At 74.4% G+C, this 16,004-nt stretch carries 14 protein-coding genes; 6 read left to right on the top strand and 8 right to left on the bottom strand.

Annotation, left to right across the window (positions count from 1 at the left end; all coding sequences use genetic code 11):
• Positions 1 to 107: 107 nt before the first annotated feature.
• From ACIP5O_RS17860 to ACIP5O_RS17850, 3 genes are all read left to right on the top strand, one after another.
• Positions 108 to 1,010, top strand: a complete 903-nt coding sequence (locus tag ACIP5O_RS17860) for a DUF2382 domain-containing protein (RefSeq protein ID WP_401294286.1) — start codon at positions 108 to 110, stop codon at positions 1,008 to 1,010.
• A gap of 223 nt (positions 1,011 to 1,233) precedes the next feature.
• Positions 1,234 to 1,887: a class I SAM-dependent DNA methyltransferase gene (locus tag ACIP5O_RS17855; RefSeq protein WP_401294284.1), complete on the top strand. Its 654-nt coding sequence runs from the start codon at positions 1,234 to 1,236 to the stop codon at positions 1,885 to 1,887.
• 440 nt (positions 1,888 to 2,327) lie between these two features.
• On the top strand, positions 2,328 to 2,765 hold the full coding sequence (locus ACIP5O_RS17850; RefSeq protein ID WP_401294282.1) for an OsmC family protein: 438 nt from the start codon (positions 2,328 to 2,330) through the stop codon (positions 2,763 to 2,765).
• A gap of 19 nt (positions 2,766 to 2,784) precedes the next feature.
• Here ACIP5O_RS17850 and ACIP5O_RS17845 read toward each other — a convergent pair whose 3' ends face one another.
• Positions 2,785 to 3,486: an RraA family protein gene (locus ACIP5O_RS17845; protein WP_401294280.1), complete on the bottom strand. Its 702-nt coding sequence runs from the start codon at positions 3,484 to 3,486 to the stop codon at positions 2,785 to 2,787.
• Between the two features lie 187 nt (positions 3,487 to 3,673).
• On the opposite strand from ACIP5O_RS17845, the gene ACIP5O_RS17840 reads away from it, so the two are divergent.
• Together ACIP5O_RS17840 and ACIP5O_RS17835 are read left to right on the top strand one after the other, a co-directional pair.
• Positions 3,674 to 5,203, top strand: coding sequence for an APC family permease (locus ACIP5O_RS17840; protein WP_365545451.1), 1,530 nt, complete (start codon positions 3,674 to 3,676; stop codon positions 5,201 to 5,203).
• A 1-nt stretch (position 5,204) separates the two neighbouring features.
• Complete coding sequence (locus tag ACIP5O_RS17835) at positions 5,205 to 5,621, top strand: universal stress protein (protein WP_401294278.1); 417 nt, start codon at positions 5,205 to 5,207, stop codon at positions 5,619 to 5,621.
• 24 nt (positions 5,622 to 5,645) lie between these two features.
• Here the strand turns inward: ACIP5O_RS17835 and ACIP5O_RS17830 are convergent, their stop codons facing one another.
• Positions 5,646 to 7,880, bottom strand: coding sequence for a sulfatase-like hydrolase/transferase (locus tag ACIP5O_RS17830; protein ID WP_401294276.1), 2,235 nt, complete (start codon positions 7,878 to 7,880; stop codon positions 5,646 to 5,648).
• Positions 7,881 to 8,083: 203 nt separating this feature from the next.
• On the opposite strand from ACIP5O_RS17830, the gene ACIP5O_RS17825 reads away from it, so the two are divergent.
• On the top strand, positions 8,084 to 8,449 hold the full coding sequence (locus ACIP5O_RS17825) for a hypothetical protein (protein ID WP_401294274.1): 366 nt from the start codon (positions 8,084 to 8,086) through the stop codon (positions 8,447 to 8,449).
• On the opposite strand, the gene ACIP5O_RS17820 is transcribed toward ACIP5O_RS17825, so the two are convergent.
• The 6 genes from ACIP5O_RS17820 to ACIP5O_RS17795 all read right to left on the bottom strand — a co-directional run bounded on the left by ACIP5O_RS17820 (position 8,440) and on the right by ACIP5O_RS17795 (position 16,003).
• Positions 8,440 to 8,868, bottom strand: a complete 429-nt coding sequence (locus tag ACIP5O_RS17820) for a DUF4440 domain-containing protein (RefSeq protein WP_401294272.1) — start codon at positions 8,866 to 8,868, stop codon at positions 8,440 to 8,442. The genes ACIP5O_RS17825 and ACIP5O_RS17820 overlap by 10 nt on opposite strands.
• A 62-nt stretch (positions 8,869 to 8,930) precedes the next feature.
• A complete protein-coding gene (locus ACIP5O_RS17815; protein ID WP_401294270.1) occupies positions 8,931 to 11,267 on the bottom strand; it encodes an arylsulfatase in 2,337 nt (778 codons plus the stop codon).
• On the bottom strand, positions 11,264 to 12,118 hold the full coding sequence (locus ACIP5O_RS17810; protein WP_401294700.1) for a formylglycine-generating enzyme family protein: 855 nt from the start codon (positions 12,116 to 12,118) through the stop codon (positions 11,264 to 11,266). The genes ACIP5O_RS17815 and ACIP5O_RS17810 overlap by 4 nt, the downstream gene beginning before the upstream one ends.
• A 107-nt stretch (positions 12,119 to 12,225) precedes the next feature.
• A complete protein-coding gene (locus ACIP5O_RS17805; protein WP_401294268.1) occupies positions 12,226 to 14,199 on the bottom strand; it encodes a dipeptide ABC transporter ATP-binding protein in 1,974 nt (657 codons plus the stop codon).
• Positions 14,196 to 15,053, bottom strand: coding sequence for an ABC transporter permease (locus tag ACIP5O_RS17800; RefSeq protein ID WP_401294266.1), 858 nt, complete (start codon positions 15,051 to 15,053; stop codon positions 14,196 to 14,198). The genes ACIP5O_RS17805 and ACIP5O_RS17800 overlap by 4 nt, the downstream gene beginning before the upstream one ends.
• A gap of 5 nt (positions 15,054 to 15,058) precedes the next feature.
• Positions 15,059 to 16,003, bottom strand: a complete 945-nt coding sequence (locus ACIP5O_RS17795; protein WP_401294264.1) for an ABC transporter permease — start codon at positions 16,001 to 16,003, stop codon at positions 15,059 to 15,061.
• Between the last annotated feature and the right edge of the window lies 1 nt (position 16,004).

Genomic DNA, 16,004 nt, shown 5'->3' with positions numbered 1-16,004 from the left:
CCGGGTGATTAACCATTCAACATAATTAGATGGATTTGCCCCGTTTCTCTCCGCTTCCTCTGGTAAGAGGCGTGGTGAACGAGACGAGAGAGAGCAGGAGGGTCGACATGATCGCCCGAGAGCAGATCCACGCCGTGCTGGACCACCCCGTCTACGACGCCGAGGGCAAGAAGGTCGGCGACGCGAAGCACATCTTCGTCGACGACGCGACCGGCCTTCCGGAGTGGGTGACGGTGAAGACCGGCATGTTCGGCACCAGTGAATCCTTCGTCCCGATCAAGGACGCGGCTCTGGTCGACGACCACCTGGAGGTTCCGTACCCCAAGTCCACCATCAAGGACGCGCCCAACGTGGACGTCGACGCCGGCGGACACCTCTCCGAGAGCGAGGAGCACCGTCTCTTCGAGCACTACGGCATCGCGTGGGACGACGCCTGGCAGCGGGCCAACGAGCCCGGTGAGGGCGGCTGGGCCCACGGCGACACAGGCACCGCGGCCGGAATGGGTACCGGTACCGCGGCCGGAATGGACACCGGTACCGCGTCCGGTCCCATGGGCACCTCCGAGGGGTACATGGCGGGCGACACCGCCGGACGCGCCAGGGGCACGGACGACGACGCGATGACCCGCTCCGAGGAGCAGATGCACGTCGGCGTCGAGCGCACGGAGGCCGGACGCGTCAGGCTGCGCAAGTACGTGGTGACCGAAGAGGTCCAGCAGACCATTCCCGTGAGCCACGAAGAGGTGCGGATCGAGCGGGAGCCGATCACGGACGCCAACCGTGACGAGGCCCTGTCCGGCCCGGAGATCACCGAGGCCGAGCACGAGGTCATCCTCCACGAGGAGCGCCCCGTCGTGGAGACCCGGACCGTCCCGGTGGAGCGGGTGAGCCTCAAGGCCGACGAGGTCACGGAGGAGCAGACCGTCTCGGGCGAGGTCCGCAAGGAGGAGATCGAGGTCGAGGGCCTCGACGACCCGGACGACCCCGACGCCCGCGGCCGGCGCCACTGACCGGCCGACGACCGACCGGTGCCGCCCCGCGAGCCGGGGCGGCACCCCCCGTACGGGAGTTCGCGCTCCCGGGCGCGAAGGCGAAGTCGCGCCGCGACGGTGGCCCGCCCCCTCCCGGGGGCGGGCCACCGCTCTTTCCGCGCGGCCCTACGGGGTGTCTTGTCGATCATGCCGGGCTCGCAAAGCCCGGCATGATCGACAAGACACCCCCTAGGGTGCCGTCATGACCGAAGCCCCGCACGTCACCGCCACCCGCCGCGCGTACGACACCGTCGCCGCCGACTACGAGCGGCTGCTCGCCGACCAGTTGGACGCGGTGCCGCTGGACCGGGCGGTGATCGCCGGGTTCGCGGAGGAGGTGGAGCGGTCCGGCGGGCCCCGTACGATCGGGGACCTCGGCTGCGGGACGGGCCGGGTGACGTCCCACCTGCGGAGCATCGGCGCCGAGGCCTTCGGGGTGGACCTGTCGCCGGGCATGGTCGCGGTCGCCCGCGAGACCTACCCGGGACTGCGCTTCGAGGTGGGGTCGATGACGGCGCTCGACCTGCCGGACGCCTCGCTGGGCGGGATCCTGTCCTGGTACTCGACGGTGCACATGCCGGAGGAGGAACTCACGTCCTCTTTCGCGGAGTTCCACCGAGTCCTCGCGCCGGGCGGGCGGCTCCTGATCGCGTTCAAGGTGGGCGACGAGCGAGTACGGCTGGAACGGGCCTACGGGCACGAGGTCGCCCTCGACGTGTACCGCCGGTCACCCGACCGGATCGCGGAGCTCCTGGCCGCGGCCGGCCTCGTCGAGTCGGCCCGCCTGGTGCGGGAGCCGGATCCCCGGGAGAAGTCGCCGCAGGGCTTCCTCCTGGCGCGCAGGCCGCGCGACTGAGCCGGACCGGGGGCGCGCGGCGGACCGGAGCCCCGCACCTGACCAGAGCCGTACGCCCGTGCCCTTCCGAAGTCCCGCCCCGCTCCTGAGCTGGGCCCGGGAGATCCGGGCGCGCTGGCCGCCGCCCGCGATCAGGGCGTTGACGGAGGCCATCGGGTCCGCGCCGACCGACCGGGCGATCAGGGCGCCGACGAGCACCGGCCCGAGGACCACCGCGAGGGCCGTGCCGGTGGCGGTGACGTGCTGGAGGGGGCGGGTGCGCCGGACTTCGGAGGTCATGGTCCCAGTCAAGCGGCGGGCGGGCCGACGGCACATCGGTCGGCGTACTCAGACGTCCGTACCGCGCTACTCAGGGCCGGAGTCCGTCCGCGCGCGCCCGCCGGCCCGCCCCGGCGTACCGTGGGCGGGCCACCGTACGCGCACGAAGGAGACCCGCCGCCATGGCCGACTACCGGATCGAGACCGTCCGCACCGGGTACCGGACCTGGACCGCCCGCAACAACCGGGGCGCGGAGGTGCGGATGGCCGCCGCGGACGACGACGGCGCGCAGCCCTCGTTCACCCCGGTCGAGCTGCTGCTCGCCGCGATGGGCGGCTGCGGCGGGCTCGTGATCGACCGGACCGCGCGGGCGGTGGACCACGACGACCTGCGGATCGTGGTGGAGTCGGGCTCGGGCCCCGAGGACGACGGCCGGGTGGGCCGGATCAGGGTCAGCTACGAGTTCGACCTGCCGGACAACAACCCGAAGGCCGCGGAGGTGTTCGCGCGCGGAGTGCGCCTGACGCACGAGAAGTTCTGCACGGTGAGCCGGACCGTGGAGCACGGCGCCCGGGTCGAGGCGGTCCTGCCGGACGGCACGGTCGGCTTCGAGGGCTGAGCCCCGCGCGCCGGGTCCGTCACTCCTCGATCGCCCCGCCGATCCGGCGCAGGTGCCGCCGGAAGGTGTACGAGGGGTCCTCGGCCCGGCCCGCGAGGTAGGCGTCGAAGCGGGTCTGGTCGCGCAGGGTCTCCCCCGCCGTGATGCGCCGGGCCTGCTCCCGTTCGGTGCGGAAGAGGGACAGCGCGGTCTCCAGGACGGCCGCGGCCCGGTCGGCCGCCACGAACAGCACCCCGTCGTCGTCGCCGAACACCACGTCGTCCGACGTGACCTCGTGCTCCCCGAAGCGCGCGGAGCGCAGCGCGTCCGGCTCGCGGGGGTCGAGGCGCACGGGGCCGGGGGCGTGGCGTCCGTACGAGAAGACGGGCAGTCCGATCCGGACGAGGTCCGGGGTGTCGCGGTGCAGCCCCCAGACGACGATCCCGGCGACGCCCGCCGCCCCGGCCTCCAGGACCGCGAGGTCCCCGATGCAGGCCTCGTCGCGGCGGCCGGCGTTGTCGATGACGAGGACGTCCCCGGGCTCCGCGCGCGCGAAGGCCTCCAGGAAGACGTCGACGCTTCCGTAGTGCCGGACGGGGAGCGCCCGTCCGGCGACCCGCTGTCCGTCGACGACGGGCAGCACCCCGGCGGGCGCGGCGCGCAGGGGTTCCCCGAGCCGTACGCAGGCGTCGGCGACCAGGGGCGTGGAGAGCTCGGCGAAGCCGGCGAGGTCCTTCGGCATCGGGCGTTCCGTTCCATTCCGTGACGGGGTGGCGGGCCTGCGTGATGCTAGCGGCCCGCCCCCGGACGGACGAGGCCCCGGCCGCCCGGCATGCGGGCGGAACCGCCCCTTCCTACGATCGGTGGAGGGACACGTCTCTCTGCTCTGTCCGAGCGGACCTGAAGCGGCGGAACGGGAGCGAGGGAACATGGCAGTCGAGGACCCCGCGTCCGGGGACCGGCCGGCGGATCTGAAGCACGACGCGATCGGCTTCGTCGACGCCCTCGTCATCGGGCTGAACTCCACCTCCCCCGCGTACTCCATCGCCGCCGTCATCGGCCCGATCGTCGCGCTCGCGGGGATCTACGCGCCCGGGGTGATGGTCGCGTCCTTCGTCCCGATGCTGCTGATCGCGTCGGCGTTCTACTACCTGAACAAGGTCGACCAGGACTGCGGCACGACCTTCTCGTGGGTCACGCGCGCGATGGGCCCCTGGGCGGGCTGGCTGGGCGGCTGGGCCATCACGATGACCGGCGTCCTGGTCGTCGGCTCGCTCGCCGACGTGGCCGTGAGCTTCGGGCTGCTCGCCGTCGGACTCGACGGCTGGGTGGAGAACGCGTTCGTGCGCCAGCTGCTCACCGTGCTGCTCATCCTCGTGATGACGGCCGTGTGCGTGATCGGCACCGAGCTGTCGGCCAAGGTGCAGAACGTGCTGATCCTGGCGCAGGTCGTCTTCCTGCTCGTCTTCGTGTGCGTGGCGCTCGCCGAGGTGTACGCCGGGACCAGCGCGTACGACTCGGTGGAGCCCGCGCTCGACTGGCTGAACCCGTTCGGCGCGGGCGGCGCGGCCCTCACCGGCGGGCTGCTGCTCGGCGTCTTCATCTACTGGGGCTGGGAGTCGGCGGTCAACCTCACCGAGGAGGTCGAGGACTCCGCGACCGCTCCCGGCAAGGCGGGCCTGTGGTCGACCGTGATCCTGCTCGTGACCTACGTGTCCGTGGGGTTCGCGGTGGTGGCCTACGCCGGTCCCGCGTTCCTCGCCGAGAACGCCGACGAGGAGGAGTTCGTCTTCGCCCAGCTCGCCGGGGACGTCCTGGGCGGCTGGGACTGGGTGCTGCTCCTCGCCGTGTCCACGTCGGCGATCGCCTCCACCCAGACCACGATCATCCCGGCCTCGCGGACCGCCCTGTCGATGGCCCGCCGCCGGGCGCTGCCCGCGCACTACGGGCACATCAGCGCGCGGTTCCGCACCCCCGACGTGAGCACGTGGTGGGTCGCCGGGATCGCGATCGTCTGGTACCTGACGGTGAACCAGATCAGCGAGAACGCGCTCCTGGACTCGCTCACCGCCCTCTCGCTGCTCATCGCCTTCTACTACGCGCTCACCGGGGTGGCCTGCGCGGTGTACTACCGCCGGCACCTCTTCGAGAGCCTCCACAACTTCCTGCTGATCGGGCTCGGCCCGCTGGTGGGCGCGGGACTCCTGACGTGGCTCCTCGTGCGGTCGGTCTCCGACATGGCCGATCCGGAGAACTCGTACAGCGGCGACTCATGGCTCGGTCTCGGCCCGCCGCTGGTCATCGGCCTGGGCATCGCCGCCGCCGGGGTGATCGTCATGATCGTGTGGCGGCTGCGGGCGCCCGCGTTCTGGGACGAGCGCCCGGGGGTGGCCGATCCGGACGTGGTCCGGGGCATCCGGGGCGGCGGGGACGGTCACGGTCACGGAGGGAAGGGCTGAGATGTCGGTCGTGCTGGGTTACGACGAGTCGCCCGGGGCCGCCCGCGCGCTGCGGATCGCGGTCGAGGTGGCGGCCGCCTTCGGCGAGACCCTCGTCCTGGTCTACGGCGCGGCGGCCCCCGGCCCCACCGGGGAGGAGTACCGCTCCCACTACGACGCCATCCGGCAGGCCGGCCGGACCGGTCTCGAACACGCGGTCGCGGAGGCCGACCGGGCGGGCGTGCCGACCGTCGTCGAGGTCATCGACGAGAAGCCGGCCCAGGCCCTGATCGACGCGGCGACCCGCCACGCGGCCCGGGTCATCGTGGTCGGCAGTTGGAGCGAGAGCCCGATCCGCGGCGCCCTCCTCGGCTCCACTCCGCACAAGCTCCTCCACATGTCCACGGTGCCGGTGCTCTGCGTGCCGCCGGAGGAGTGACGGCTTGCGGAGGGGGCCGCGGGGTCACCGGACGACCGTGACCCGGGCCAGCGCCCAGGAGGTGTGGTCGAAGGAGGTCTTGTCGTTGGCGTCGGTGACCTCCAGGCGGAGGACCCGGACGCCCCGGACGTCGAGGTCGAGGGGGACGGGGCCGGTGGCGGCGGTCAGGACGCCGGTGGTGTGCAGGACGCGGTCGTCGCCGTACACCGTGGCGCGGGTGGCGCCGACGGAGCTCTGGCGGGCCGAGAAGTCGTCGATGCCGACCAGGGCGGTGAAGCGGTCGGCGGCGCCGCCCAGGTGGAAGGCGACGTCGCTGTACGCGTGGACGCCGAGGCCCTTGGGGTACGTGGTGCCGCCGAAGGAGATCGGGGTGCCGTCCCCCGCGGCATTCTTGCCGTTGGAGGCGTCGCGTTCGACCGGGCCCCAGCCGTTGACGGCGCCGATCCAGGGCAGGTCGGAGAGGTAGCCGTCCTTGGTGGGGGCCGGGGGCGGGGTGGTGGCGGTGCCGGCGGCGGCGTACCGCACCGGGCCGCCCGGGGCGGTGGCGGTGCCCTCGGCGGTCAGCGTCCAGGGGGTGCCCGCCGGGGCGCCCGCGGGCGGGGTGACCTGCCAGGCGGCGGTGAGCCGCGCGCCGGGGGCGAGCTGCGCCGCCGTGGTGGCCGTGGTGGCGCGTACGGTCCAGCCGGCCGGGACCTTCAGGGCGAGGGCGGCCGAGGTCCAGGGGCGCGCCGAGCCGTTGGCGAGCACGGCGGTGGCGGTGAAGGGCCTCGCCGGGACGGCGAGGGACGGCACCGTCAGGGACGCCCCGAACGGGACCCGGGGGTACTGGTCGCGCCAGGAGGAGCGCATCAGGGCGACCAGTTCCGTGACCCGGGCCGGGTGGCGGGACGCCAGGTCGGAGGTCTCGCCGGGGTCGGTGGCCAGGTCGTACAGCTCGGTCTGCCACTGGTCGTCGGGGAGCGCCCGGTCGCGGACGGGGGCGAAGCGGACCGCCTTCCAGCGGTCCTTGCGGAGCGCCTCGGCGAGCCAGCCGGCGCGCTGCTTGTCCTGGGTGTTGGCGCGGGAGGTGACGCCCTTCTCGTCGCGGTACCAGTAGAGGTGGTCGTGGCGGGCCGGGTCCGTGCCGCCGGTGAGGAGGGGCGCGGCCGACAGGCCGTCCACGTCGGTGGGGGCGGGCGCGCCGCCGAGTTCCGCGAGGGTGGGCAGGAGGTCGGTGAGCGGGGTCGGGCGGTCGCTGGTGCCGGGCCGGATCCGGCCGGGGCCCCAGGCGAGGAGGGGGACGCGGATCCCGCCCTCGTACAGGTTGCGCTTGTAGCCGCGCAGCGGTCCGTTGGCGTCGAACAGGTCCGGGTTGACCCCGCCCTCCTCGTGGGGGCCGTTGTCGCTGGTGACGAGGAGGACGGTGTCGTCCTCCAGGCCGAGGGCGCGCAGCCGGTCGACGACGTCGCCGACGAGGGCGTCGAAGAGGCTCACCTGCGCGGCGTGCCCCTTGTTCGCCTCGCTCCAGCTCCGGGAGGCGTACGCGCCGGTGTCGGGAACGTCGCTGGGGGCGTGCGGCACGGTCGGGGTGAGGAACAGGAGGAACGGTTCGGCCGCGTGCCGGTCGATGAAGTCCAGGGCCCGCCGCCGCAGCAGGTCCGGCGCGTAGGCGCCCTCGGCGCCGTTCGCGTTGGCGGGGATCGTCTCCTTGGCGCCGTCGTGCCAGAGGTACTGCGGGTAGTACTGGTGCGCGTGGCCGTGGTCGATGTAGCCGTGGAACTCCTCGAAGCCCCGGGCGTTGGGGTGGCTGTCCTGGCCGGCGCTCTCCGGTCCGAAGCCCCACTTGCCGATGAGGCCGGTGCGGTAGCCGCGGGCCCGGAGCACCTGGGCGAAGGTGGTGTCGGCGGCCGTGAGGGAGCCCTGGGCGCCGGACGGGTTGGCGCGTACGGTCGCGTGTCCGGTGTGCAGGCCGGTGAGGAGCGAGCAGCGGGAGGGGGCGCAGACGGCGGCCGTCGAGTAGGCGTCGGTGAACCGCAGTCCGTCGGCGGCGAGCGCGTCGATGCGCGGGGTGGTGATGAGCTTCTGGCCGTACGCGCCGAGTTCGCCGTACCCGAGGTCGTCGGCGAGGACGACGATCAGGTTCGGCGGCCGGACGGCGGCCGTCCCGGCCGCCTCCTGTGCCGTCCCGGTCTCGCGCGCCTCGGCGGTGCCGGTCGCCGGCAGGGCGCCGAGACCGAGCGTGGCGGCGGACCCGGCGAGGAAACGGCGGCGGCTGGACATGGCGAAGCTCCTTGCGGGGGCGGGGTGCGGAGGCGGGGGTGCGGCCCACTGCCGATCATGGACGCGCCCGCCCCGGCGGACCATGCACGGGACATGAAGAACGTGTGACGCGGCACCGGGCCGGGCTCCCCGGCCGAACGCGCGCTCGTGCGCCGGGGCGGCGGCCCCTAAAATCGGGAGGTCCGCGCGGAAGGGGGCCGGTGATGAGGTGGAGCGTCGACGCCCTGGTGGGGGTGCTCGTCGTCCTGATCGCCGTGGGGCTCATCGCGACGGGCGTGCTCCGCGAGGGGTGGTCGGTGCGGCCGTTCGCCGCCTCGCGCGCGCGTGCGTTCGCCCAGCTGGAGTACGCCCGGGATCTGCGGCGGTCGGCGGACCTGGTGATCGCGGCGGCGCGGCGGGCCGCCGGCGAGGGCGAACCGGCGATCGTCACCGTGGCGGCCGTGGTGCGGACGGCGGAGGAGCGCTACGGGTACGACGGGGTGGAGCGGCGGCACGCGGCGGCGGCGCTGCGGCGCCGGTACGAGCACGGGCGGTGCGCCGCCGACTGCGTGACGGACGCCTACGGCTGACCGTCCTCCCCGGGCACGGGCGTCGCCTGGTGGTAGTACATGCGCATGCGCCCGCCGTCCGCTTCGGGGGCGCGGCGCCAGAGCGAGCTGCGCCGGGCCCGGTGCCCGTCGCGGACCGTCTCGAACGTGAGGTGGACGACGCCGGGCGCGAGCGGTGTCCCGGTGACGGCGGACGGCCGGTAGTGCGTCCCGTCCCCGGTGTCGCCGGCCATGTCGGGGAGGGCGGCGAGCATCTCGTCGTACGTCCAGCGGCGGCCCGAGGCCCCGACCTCGGTGAACTCGGGGTCGAGGAGTGCGGTGGCGAGCGGGCGGGAGGAGCGCACGGCCGGGTCGAGCAGGCGCAGTTCGCCCTCGACGGCCTCGACGACGTCGGGGTGGCCGGAGGTGTCGGAGGCGTGGGCCCGAGGTTCTCGTTCCATGCGGACATGGTGCCGGACCGCCGTGCCGGACCCGGGTCCGGGTCCGGCGCGGGGCCGGGCTCCTACTCGAAGGCCGCGGCCGCCTCCTTCAGCGCGGCGGCGACGGCCTCGGGCGCGTCGGGGCCGGGGGCGCCCGGCCGGTAGGTGACGGAGCGGAGGCGGCCGGTGAAGCGGAAGGAGCGGTGGCGTTCGTAGAGCGGCCAGGAGACCGGGGACTTGCGGTCGACGCCGACGCTGATGCCCTGGAAGGGGGCCATGCCGATCAACTGGTGGACGCTGTCGGGCGCGGCCCGGTGCTCGCCGTCGACGGTGACGGCGAACCGCCAGCGCAGGCCCTCCTCGGCGGTGGCGGAGACGAGGATCTCGTGCGGGCCGGGGCCGAGGGGTCCGGCGTCGGTCTCGTGGAGGGTGCCGTACTCGTTGTACGCGAGGACCAGGCGCCCGTCCTCGACGTACAGGCTGTAGCCGCCGCCCTGGTCGCCGTGGGAGACGAGGACCCCGTCGCCGGTCTCCTCGACGGCGACGGCGATCTCGAAGGAGCGCAGGGCGACGAGCCGGGAGGAGCGGTAGCGCTCCAGCTCGGGGGTGCCGGGCAGCAGGGTGAGGGGGCGGGTCAGGCGCTGCTCGGCGGGGTTGCGGCGGGCGAGGGCGCCGCTGTGGTCGGGCAGCGGGAAGACGCCGTTGCGCCAGGCGGCCTCCTCCCAGGCGGCCGACAGCTCCTTGACGAGCTCGGGGCGTTCGGCGGCGAGGTCGTGGATCTCGGTGGGGTCGGTCCGGATGTCGTAGAGGGCCCACTCGGAGTCGTCGTAGGGGGTGCCCGCGCGGTGCAGGGTGACGAGCTTGTGGCCGTCGCGGTAGTGGCTGCGGTTGCCGGTCATCTCGCAGTACTGCTCGGGGTGGGTGGAGTCGTGGGCGGGGTCGGCGAGGACGGGGGTGAAGCTGACGCCGTCCGGTTCCTGGAGGGGCACGCCCCGGCGGCTCTCGGGCCGGGCGAGGCCGGCGAGTTCGAGGAGGGTGGGGGCGATGTCGGTGACGTACTGGTACTGGGGGCGGAGCCCGGCGGCGAGCCTGCCGTCGCGGACGCCCTCGGGCCAGGACAGGACGAAGGGGACGCGGACGCCGCCGGCGTAGGTGTGGCCCTTGTAGAGGCGGAAGGGGGTGTTGGAGGCCATGCCCCAGCCGCGCGGGTAGTGGACCAGGCTGCGGGGGCCGCCGATCAGGTCGGGGTCGCGGTCGACGTCGGGGTCCCAGTCGCCGGGGAGGCGGGGGTGGTGGACGAAGCGGCTGAAGTAGGAGCGGGTGCCCTCCGCGCCGCCCTCGCCGGTGCCGCCGTTGTCGGAGGTGAAGACGACGATGGTGTTGTCGAGTTCGCCGAGCGCGTCGAGGGTGGCGGTGAGCCGGCCGAGGTTCTGGTCGACGTTGTCGACGAGGGCGGCGTACACCTCCATGTAGCGGGCGTAGAGCTTCTGTTGCTCCTCGGTGAGGGAGTCCCAGGCGGGCACGTCGAGTCCGGCCTCGCTGTTGCGGGCGGGGAGTTCGGTGCCGGGCGGGAAGAGTCCGGCGGCGAGCTGGGCGGCGAAGCGGCGCTCGCGCAGGACGTCCCAGCCCTCGTCGTAGCGGCCCCGGTGGCGGGCGATGTCCTCGGCCCTGGCCTGGAGGGGGCCGTGGACGGCGTTGTGCGCGAGGTAGAGGAAGAAGGGCTTGTCGGGGTCGTGGGCGCGCAGCGACTTCACCATGGAGATCGCCTGGTCGGTGATGTCGTCGGTGTAGTAGTAGTCGTCGGGGAACTCGTCGATGTCGAGCGGGCTGTTGTCCCGGACGAGCTGGTGCGGGTGGAAGAGGCTGGTGAGGCCCTCCAGGACGCCGTAGTACTGGTCGAAGCCCTTCTGCAGCGGCCAGTTGCCCCGGTGGTCGGCGGCGTTGGAGGCGGAGTCGCGGACCAGGTGCCACTTGCCGACGGCGTAGGTGGCGTAGCCGGCGTCGTGGAGGAGTTCGGCGAGGGTGGGGACGTCGTCGGCGATCTCCATGCCGTAGCCGGGGAAGCCGGGGTCGGAGTTGGCGACCATGGCGTAGCCGACGCGGTGCGGGTTGAGGCCGGTGAGCAGGGCGGCGCGGGCCGGCGAGCAGAGCGGCATGGTGTGGTAGTTGGTGAGCCGCACGCCGTCGTCGGCGAGGGCGTCCAGGACCGGGGTGGGGATCTCGGAGCCGAAGGGGCCGATGTCGCTGAAGCCCATGTCGTCGACGAGGACGACGACGATGTTGGGGGCCTCGGCGGGCGGTGCGGTACGGGCGGGCCAGGCGGGTTCGGACTCGGCGAAGGTGCGGCCGACGCGTCCGGCGAAGCCCTCGTAGGGGTCGCGGCGGGGGGCGGCGGAGTCGTGCGGGGTGCCGGTGGTCATGCGGGGGCGGGTCCTTCCGGGGGGAGCGAGCGGGCGACGCGGAAGCCGCCGTGGCCGGTCGAGGAGTCGGGCGTGTTGCGGGAGCGGGCGGCGACCCGGTAGCGGTTGCAGTAGGAGGAGTGGCAGAGGTACGAGCCGCCGCGGATGACGCGCTCGGCCGTCTGCGCGGGACCGGTCGGGTCGAAGGCGTCGGCGGGGTCGAAGGCGTCGGCGCACCACTCCCAGACGTTGCCGGAGGTGTTGTACAGGCCGTGGCCGTTGGGCTCGTACGCGGTGACGGGGACGGTCCCGATGCGGCCGCCGGGCCGGTCGGAGCGGTGCGGGAAGTCCCCGAGCCAGGTGTTGCACCTCTCCCGGCCGCCGGGGGTGAGGTCGTCGCCCCACGGGTAGCGGGCGCCGTCGAGGCCGCCGCGCGCCGCGTACTCCCACTCGGCCTCGGTGGGCAGCCGGACGCCCGCCCAGGCGCAGTAGGCGAGGGCGTCGTCGTACGAGACGTGCGTGACCGGGTGGTCGGCGCGGCCTTCGAGGTCGGAGCCGGGCCCTTCCGGGGCGTGCCAGGAGGCCCCTTCGACGCCGAGCCACCAGGGGGCCTGCGGGACCCGGCCGAGGACGTGGCGTCCGGCGGCGGGGTGGAGCAGGAGGTGGAAGACGAAGGAGGAGCCGAAACGTTCGGCGTCGGTGCGGTGTCCGGTGGCCTCGGCGAACCGCGCGTACCGCTCGTTGGTGACGGCGGTGGCGCCGATCGCGAAGGGTGCGACGGTCACCTCCCGCACGGGTCCCTCGTGGTCGGCGGGGTAGCCCTCGCCGAAGGCGTCGCCCATGCGGAAGGTGCCGCCGGCCAGTTCGAGCAGGGCCTGGTCCGGCGGGGCGGTCCGTACGGTCGGCAGGGGCAGCAGCTCGGCGGAGGCCGGGTGGCCGCTCCCGCCCGCGCAGGTGCGGCCGGGGGTGCAGCAGGCGCTCACGCGGACACCGCCTCCGCCGCCGCGGGCACGGGCGCGGCCGTGACCGGTACGGGTTCGGGCGCGGCGGCGAGCAGCGCGCGGGTGTAGGGGTCGCGGGGCCGCTCGCACAGCTCGTCGGCGGCGCCGGTCTCCACGATCCGGCCCTCGTGCATCACGGCGATGCGGTGGCTGACCTGGCGGACCACGGCCAGGTCGTGGGCGATGAAGACGAGGGCGAGGCCCAGGTCGCGCTGGAGGTCGGTGAGGAGGCCGACGATCTGCGCCTGCACGGAGACGTCGAGCGCCGAGACGGGTTCGTCGCAGATGAGGACGGACGGCTCCGGGGCGAGCGCGCGGGCGATCCCGATGCGCTGGCGCTGGCCGCCGGAGAAGGAGCGCGGGTGCCGGTCGGCGGCGGCCGGGTCGAGGCCGACGAGGCGGAGGAGTTCCGCGACGCGGCCGGCCCGCCCGGCCGGGGCGCCGATGCCGAAGGCCCGCAGCGGCTCGGCGACGATCTCGCCGACGCTCATGCGGGGGTTGAGGGAGGCGTACGGGTCCTGGAAGACCATCTGGACGCGGCGGCGCACGGCGTGCAGTTTGGCGCGGCCGGGGCGGGTGACGTCCCGGCCGTCGAGGAGGATCCGGCCGCCGTCGGAGGGGTGGGCGTGGGCGAGGACCCGGGCGAGGGTGGACTTGCCGGAGCCGGACTCGCCGACGATGCCGAGGGTCTCCCCCGCCGCGAGGGTGAGGGAGACGTCGTCGAGGGCGGTGAAGGTGCGGCGGCCCCGGCCCCGGTAGGTCTTGCGGAGCCCCTCGGCGGCCAGGACGACGGCGCCGGGCGCGGGCCGGTCGATCCGGGCGGGCGGCGGGGGCGGCGGCAGCGGCTCGGCCCGTTCGGCGGCGGGCAGGCAGGCCGCGCGGACGGTGTCGGTGAGGGCGACGAGCGGGGGCGCGGTCGTGTGGCAGTGGTCCTCGGCGAGGGCGCAGCGGGCGGCGAACGCGCAGCCGGCGAGGGGCAGGGAGAGGTCGGGCGGGGCGCCGGGGATGCCGGTGAGGCGGGTGCCGGAGGGTGCGGAGAGCCGGGGCACGGCGGCGAGGAGGCCGGCGGTGTAGGGGTGCCGGGGGCGGGTGAGGACCTCGGCGGTGGGGCCGTCCTCGACGACGGTGCCGCCGTACATGACGAGGACGCGTTCGCAGGCGCGGGCGACCACGCCCATGTTGTGGGTGATGAGGACGAGGGCGGTGCCGGTGGTACGGGTGAGGTCGCCGAGGAGGGTGAGGATCTGGTCCTGGACGGTGGCGTCGAGGGCGGTGGTGGGCTCGTCGGCGAGGAGGACGTCGGGTTCGCCGGCGAGGGCCATGGCGATGAGGACGCGCTGGCGCTGGCCGCCGGAGAACTGGTGCGGGTGGTCGTCGAGGCGGCGCTCGGGGTCGGGGATGCCGACGAGGCGCAGGAGTTCGACGGCGCGGGCGCGGCGGGCGGCCTTGTCGCGACGGGTGTTTCCGGGGCGGCGGGGGCGCCCGGGGTCTTCGGAGCGGCCGGGGTTCCCGGAGCGGCCGGCCGTCTTGTCGGTACTGGTGCGGGTGGCGGTGCCGTTCGCGATCGTGCGGTCCCGGTCGCCGTGCGCCCTGAGCACCTCGTCGAGGTGGCGGCCGATGCTGAGGACGGGGTTCAGGGCCGTCATCGGGTCCTGGAAGATCATGCCGATCCGCGCGCCGCGCACCTCCCGCAGCCGGTCCTCCGTGGCCGTGGCGAGGTCCTCCCCGTCGAGGAGGACGGAACCGCCGGTGATCCGGCCGGTACCGGGCAGCATCCGGAGCAGGGCCAGGGCGCTGGTGGACTTCCCGGAGCCGGACTCGCCGACGACGGCGAGCGTCTCGCCCCTGCGGAGGGTGAAGGAGACGTCCCGCACGGCGTGCAGGGGGCGGCCGTCGGGGGTGGTGAACCCCACGTCCAGGCCCTGGACTTCGAGGAGCGGAGGGGTGGTCATCGGCGTATCTCCCGGTTCAGTGCCTCGGCGGTCAGGGAGAGGCCGAGGACGAGCGCGGTCACGGTCACGAGCGGTCCGGCGGCGAAGTGCGGGGCCTGGGCCAGATAGGGCATGGACTGGCTGAGGACGGCGCCGAGGGTGGGCTCGGGCGGCCGGACGCCGACGCCGAGGAAGCTCATGGCGCCTTCGATGAAGACGGCGACGGTGAGGGAGACGGCGATCTGGACGACGAGCGGGTCGGCGGCGTTGGGCAGGATGTGCCGGGTGAGGATCCGGCCGCCGGAGGTGCCGCCGACGCGGGCGGCCGTCACGTACTCCCGGCCGCGCTGGACGAGGATCCCGGTGCGCAGCAGCCGTCCGAAGACGGGGATCTCGGCCAGGGCGATCACGATGATCACGGGCAGTCGGCCGGGGCCGAGGATCGCCGTGATGGCGAGCGCCAGGATCAGTCCGGGGAAGGCCAGGATCAGGTCGAAGGCGCGCTGGACGACGGTGTCGGCGATCGGGTGCGCGGCGGCGGCCAGGGCGAAGAGGCAGCCGAGGAGCGCGCCGAGCGGCACGGCGATCGCGATGATGCCGAGGTCCGCGCGGATGCCGTGGAGCAGCCGGGAGAGCAGGTCGCGGCCGAGGTCGTCGGTGCCGAGCGGATGTCCCGGGGTGCCGGGGCCGGCGAGCGTCAGACCGCTCTGGTCGGTGGGGCCGTGGCCGGCGAGCAGTGGGGCGAGGAGTCCGGCGAGGACGACCAGGCCGACGAGGGCGAGTCCGGTGCGGCCGCGGGCGGTGGCGAGGGCGGCCCGGTAGGGGTGGCGGGGCCGGCGCGCGAGGGGCGGCGCGGCCTTCGTGAGGGTGGTCATGGCGGTCACTCCCACCTGATCCGGGGGTCGAGCCGGGCGTGGACGAGGTCGGTGAGCAGCTGGACGAGGACGAAGACGGTGACGAGGAGGAGCAGGAGGTCCTGGACGACGGGGTAGTCCCGGCGGACCAGGGCCTGTTCGGCGAGCTGGCCGAGGCCGGGCCAGGCGAAGATCGCCTCGACGAGGACGGCGCCGCCGAGGAGGTTGCCGGTCTGCATGCCGAGGAGGGTGACGACGGGCGGGAGCGCGTTCGGCAGGGCGTGGCGCCACAGCAGCCGGCGGGGGGCGATGCCGGCGGCGGTGGCGGTGCGGACGTAGTCCTCGCCCAGGGCGCGTTCGATGCCGTCCCTGAGGTAGCGGCCGAGGACGGCGGCGCTGGGCAGGGCGAGGCAGAGGGCGGGCAGCAGCAGGTACTGGACGCCCAGGTCGGGTGCGGTGAGGAGGGGGACGCGGCCGCCCGGGGGCAGGACGCCGAGGAGGACGGAGAAGAGGAGGACGAGGAGGACGCCGGTGACGAAGGGCGGCACGGCGAGGGCGCCGGTGGTGACGACCCGTACGGCGGTGCGCACCCAGCGGCTGCGGGAGGTGGCGCCGAGGATGCCGAAGGCGCCGCCGAGGACGACGACGAACAGCAGGGCGCCGAGGGTGAGTTCGACGGTGGCGCCGAGGCCGTCGCCGATGAGGTCGGCGGTCTGTCCGCCGATCGCGTAGGACGGTCCGAGGTCGCCGGTGAGGAGGTCGCCGAGCCAGCGGAGGTACTGGGCGGGCAGGGGTTCGTCGAGGCCGAGGCGCGCCCGGATGGCGGCCTCGGTCTCGGCGCTCGCGTCGGGTCCGGCGAGGACGGCCGCCGGGTCTCCGGGGACGAGCCGGAGGACGGCGAAGGCGACGAAGGAGGCGACGAGGAGGACGAGGAGCGCGGAGGGGAGCCTCCGCAGCAGGTAGCCGCGCATC

This window comes from Streptomyces sp. NPDC088915 (assembly GCF_044749825.1).
Lineage (GTDB): Bacteria > Actinomycetota > Actinomycetes > Streptomycetales > Streptomycetaceae > Streptomyces.
Note: the sequence above shows the minus strand (reverse complement) of the source record. Positions and strands in the feature narration are given on the sequence as shown.

Coding starts and splice junctions, on each gene's coding strand:
- ACIP5O_RS17860 (WP_401294286.1), top strand. CDS start 108: ATGATCGCCCGAGAGCAGATCCACGCCGTGCTGGACCACCCCGTCTAC.
- ACIP5O_RS17855 (WP_401294284.1), top strand. CDS start 1,234: ATGACCGAAGCCCCGCACGTCACCGCCACCCGCCGCGCGTACGACACC.
- ACIP5O_RS17850 (WP_401294282.1), top strand. CDS start 2,328: ATGGCCGACTACCGGATCGAGACCGTCCGCACCGGGTACCGGACCTGG.
- ACIP5O_RS17845 (WP_401294280.1), bottom strand. CDS start 3,486: ATGCCGAAGGACCTCGCCGGCTTCGCCGAGCTCTCCACGCCCCTGGTC.
- ACIP5O_RS17840 (WP_365545451.1), top strand. CDS start 3,674: ATGGCAGTCGAGGACCCCGCGTCCGGGGACCGGCCGGCGGATCTGAAG.
- ACIP5O_RS17835 (WP_401294278.1), top strand. CDS start 5,205: ATGTCGGTCGTGCTGGGTTACGACGAGTCGCCCGGGGCCGCCCGCGCG.
- ACIP5O_RS17830 (WP_401294276.1), bottom strand. CDS start 7,880: ATGTCCAGCCGCCGCCGTTTCCTCGCCGGGTCCGCCGCCACGCTCGGT.
- ACIP5O_RS17825 (WP_401294274.1), top strand. CDS start 8,084: ATGAGGTGGAGCGTCGACGCCCTGGTGGGGGTGCTCGTCGTCCTGATC.
- ACIP5O_RS17820 (WP_401294272.1), bottom strand. CDS start 8,868: ATGGAACGAGAACCTCGGGCCCACGCCTCCGACACCTCCGGCCACCCC.
- ACIP5O_RS17815 (WP_401294270.1), bottom strand. CDS start 11,267: ATGACCACCGGCACCCCGCACGACTCCGCCGCCCCCCGCCGCGACCCC.
- ACIP5O_RS17805 (WP_401294268.1), bottom strand. CDS start 14,199: ATGACCACCCCTCCGCTCCTCGAAGTCCAGGGCCTGGACGTGGGGTTC.
- ACIP5O_RS17800 (WP_401294266.1), bottom strand. CDS start 15,053: ATGACCACCCTCACGAAGGCCGCGCCGCCCCTCGCGCGCCGGCCCCGC.
- ACIP5O_RS17795 (WP_401294264.1), bottom strand. CDS start 16,003: ATGCGCGGCTACCTGCTGCGGAGGCTCCCCTCCGCGCTCCTCGTCCTC.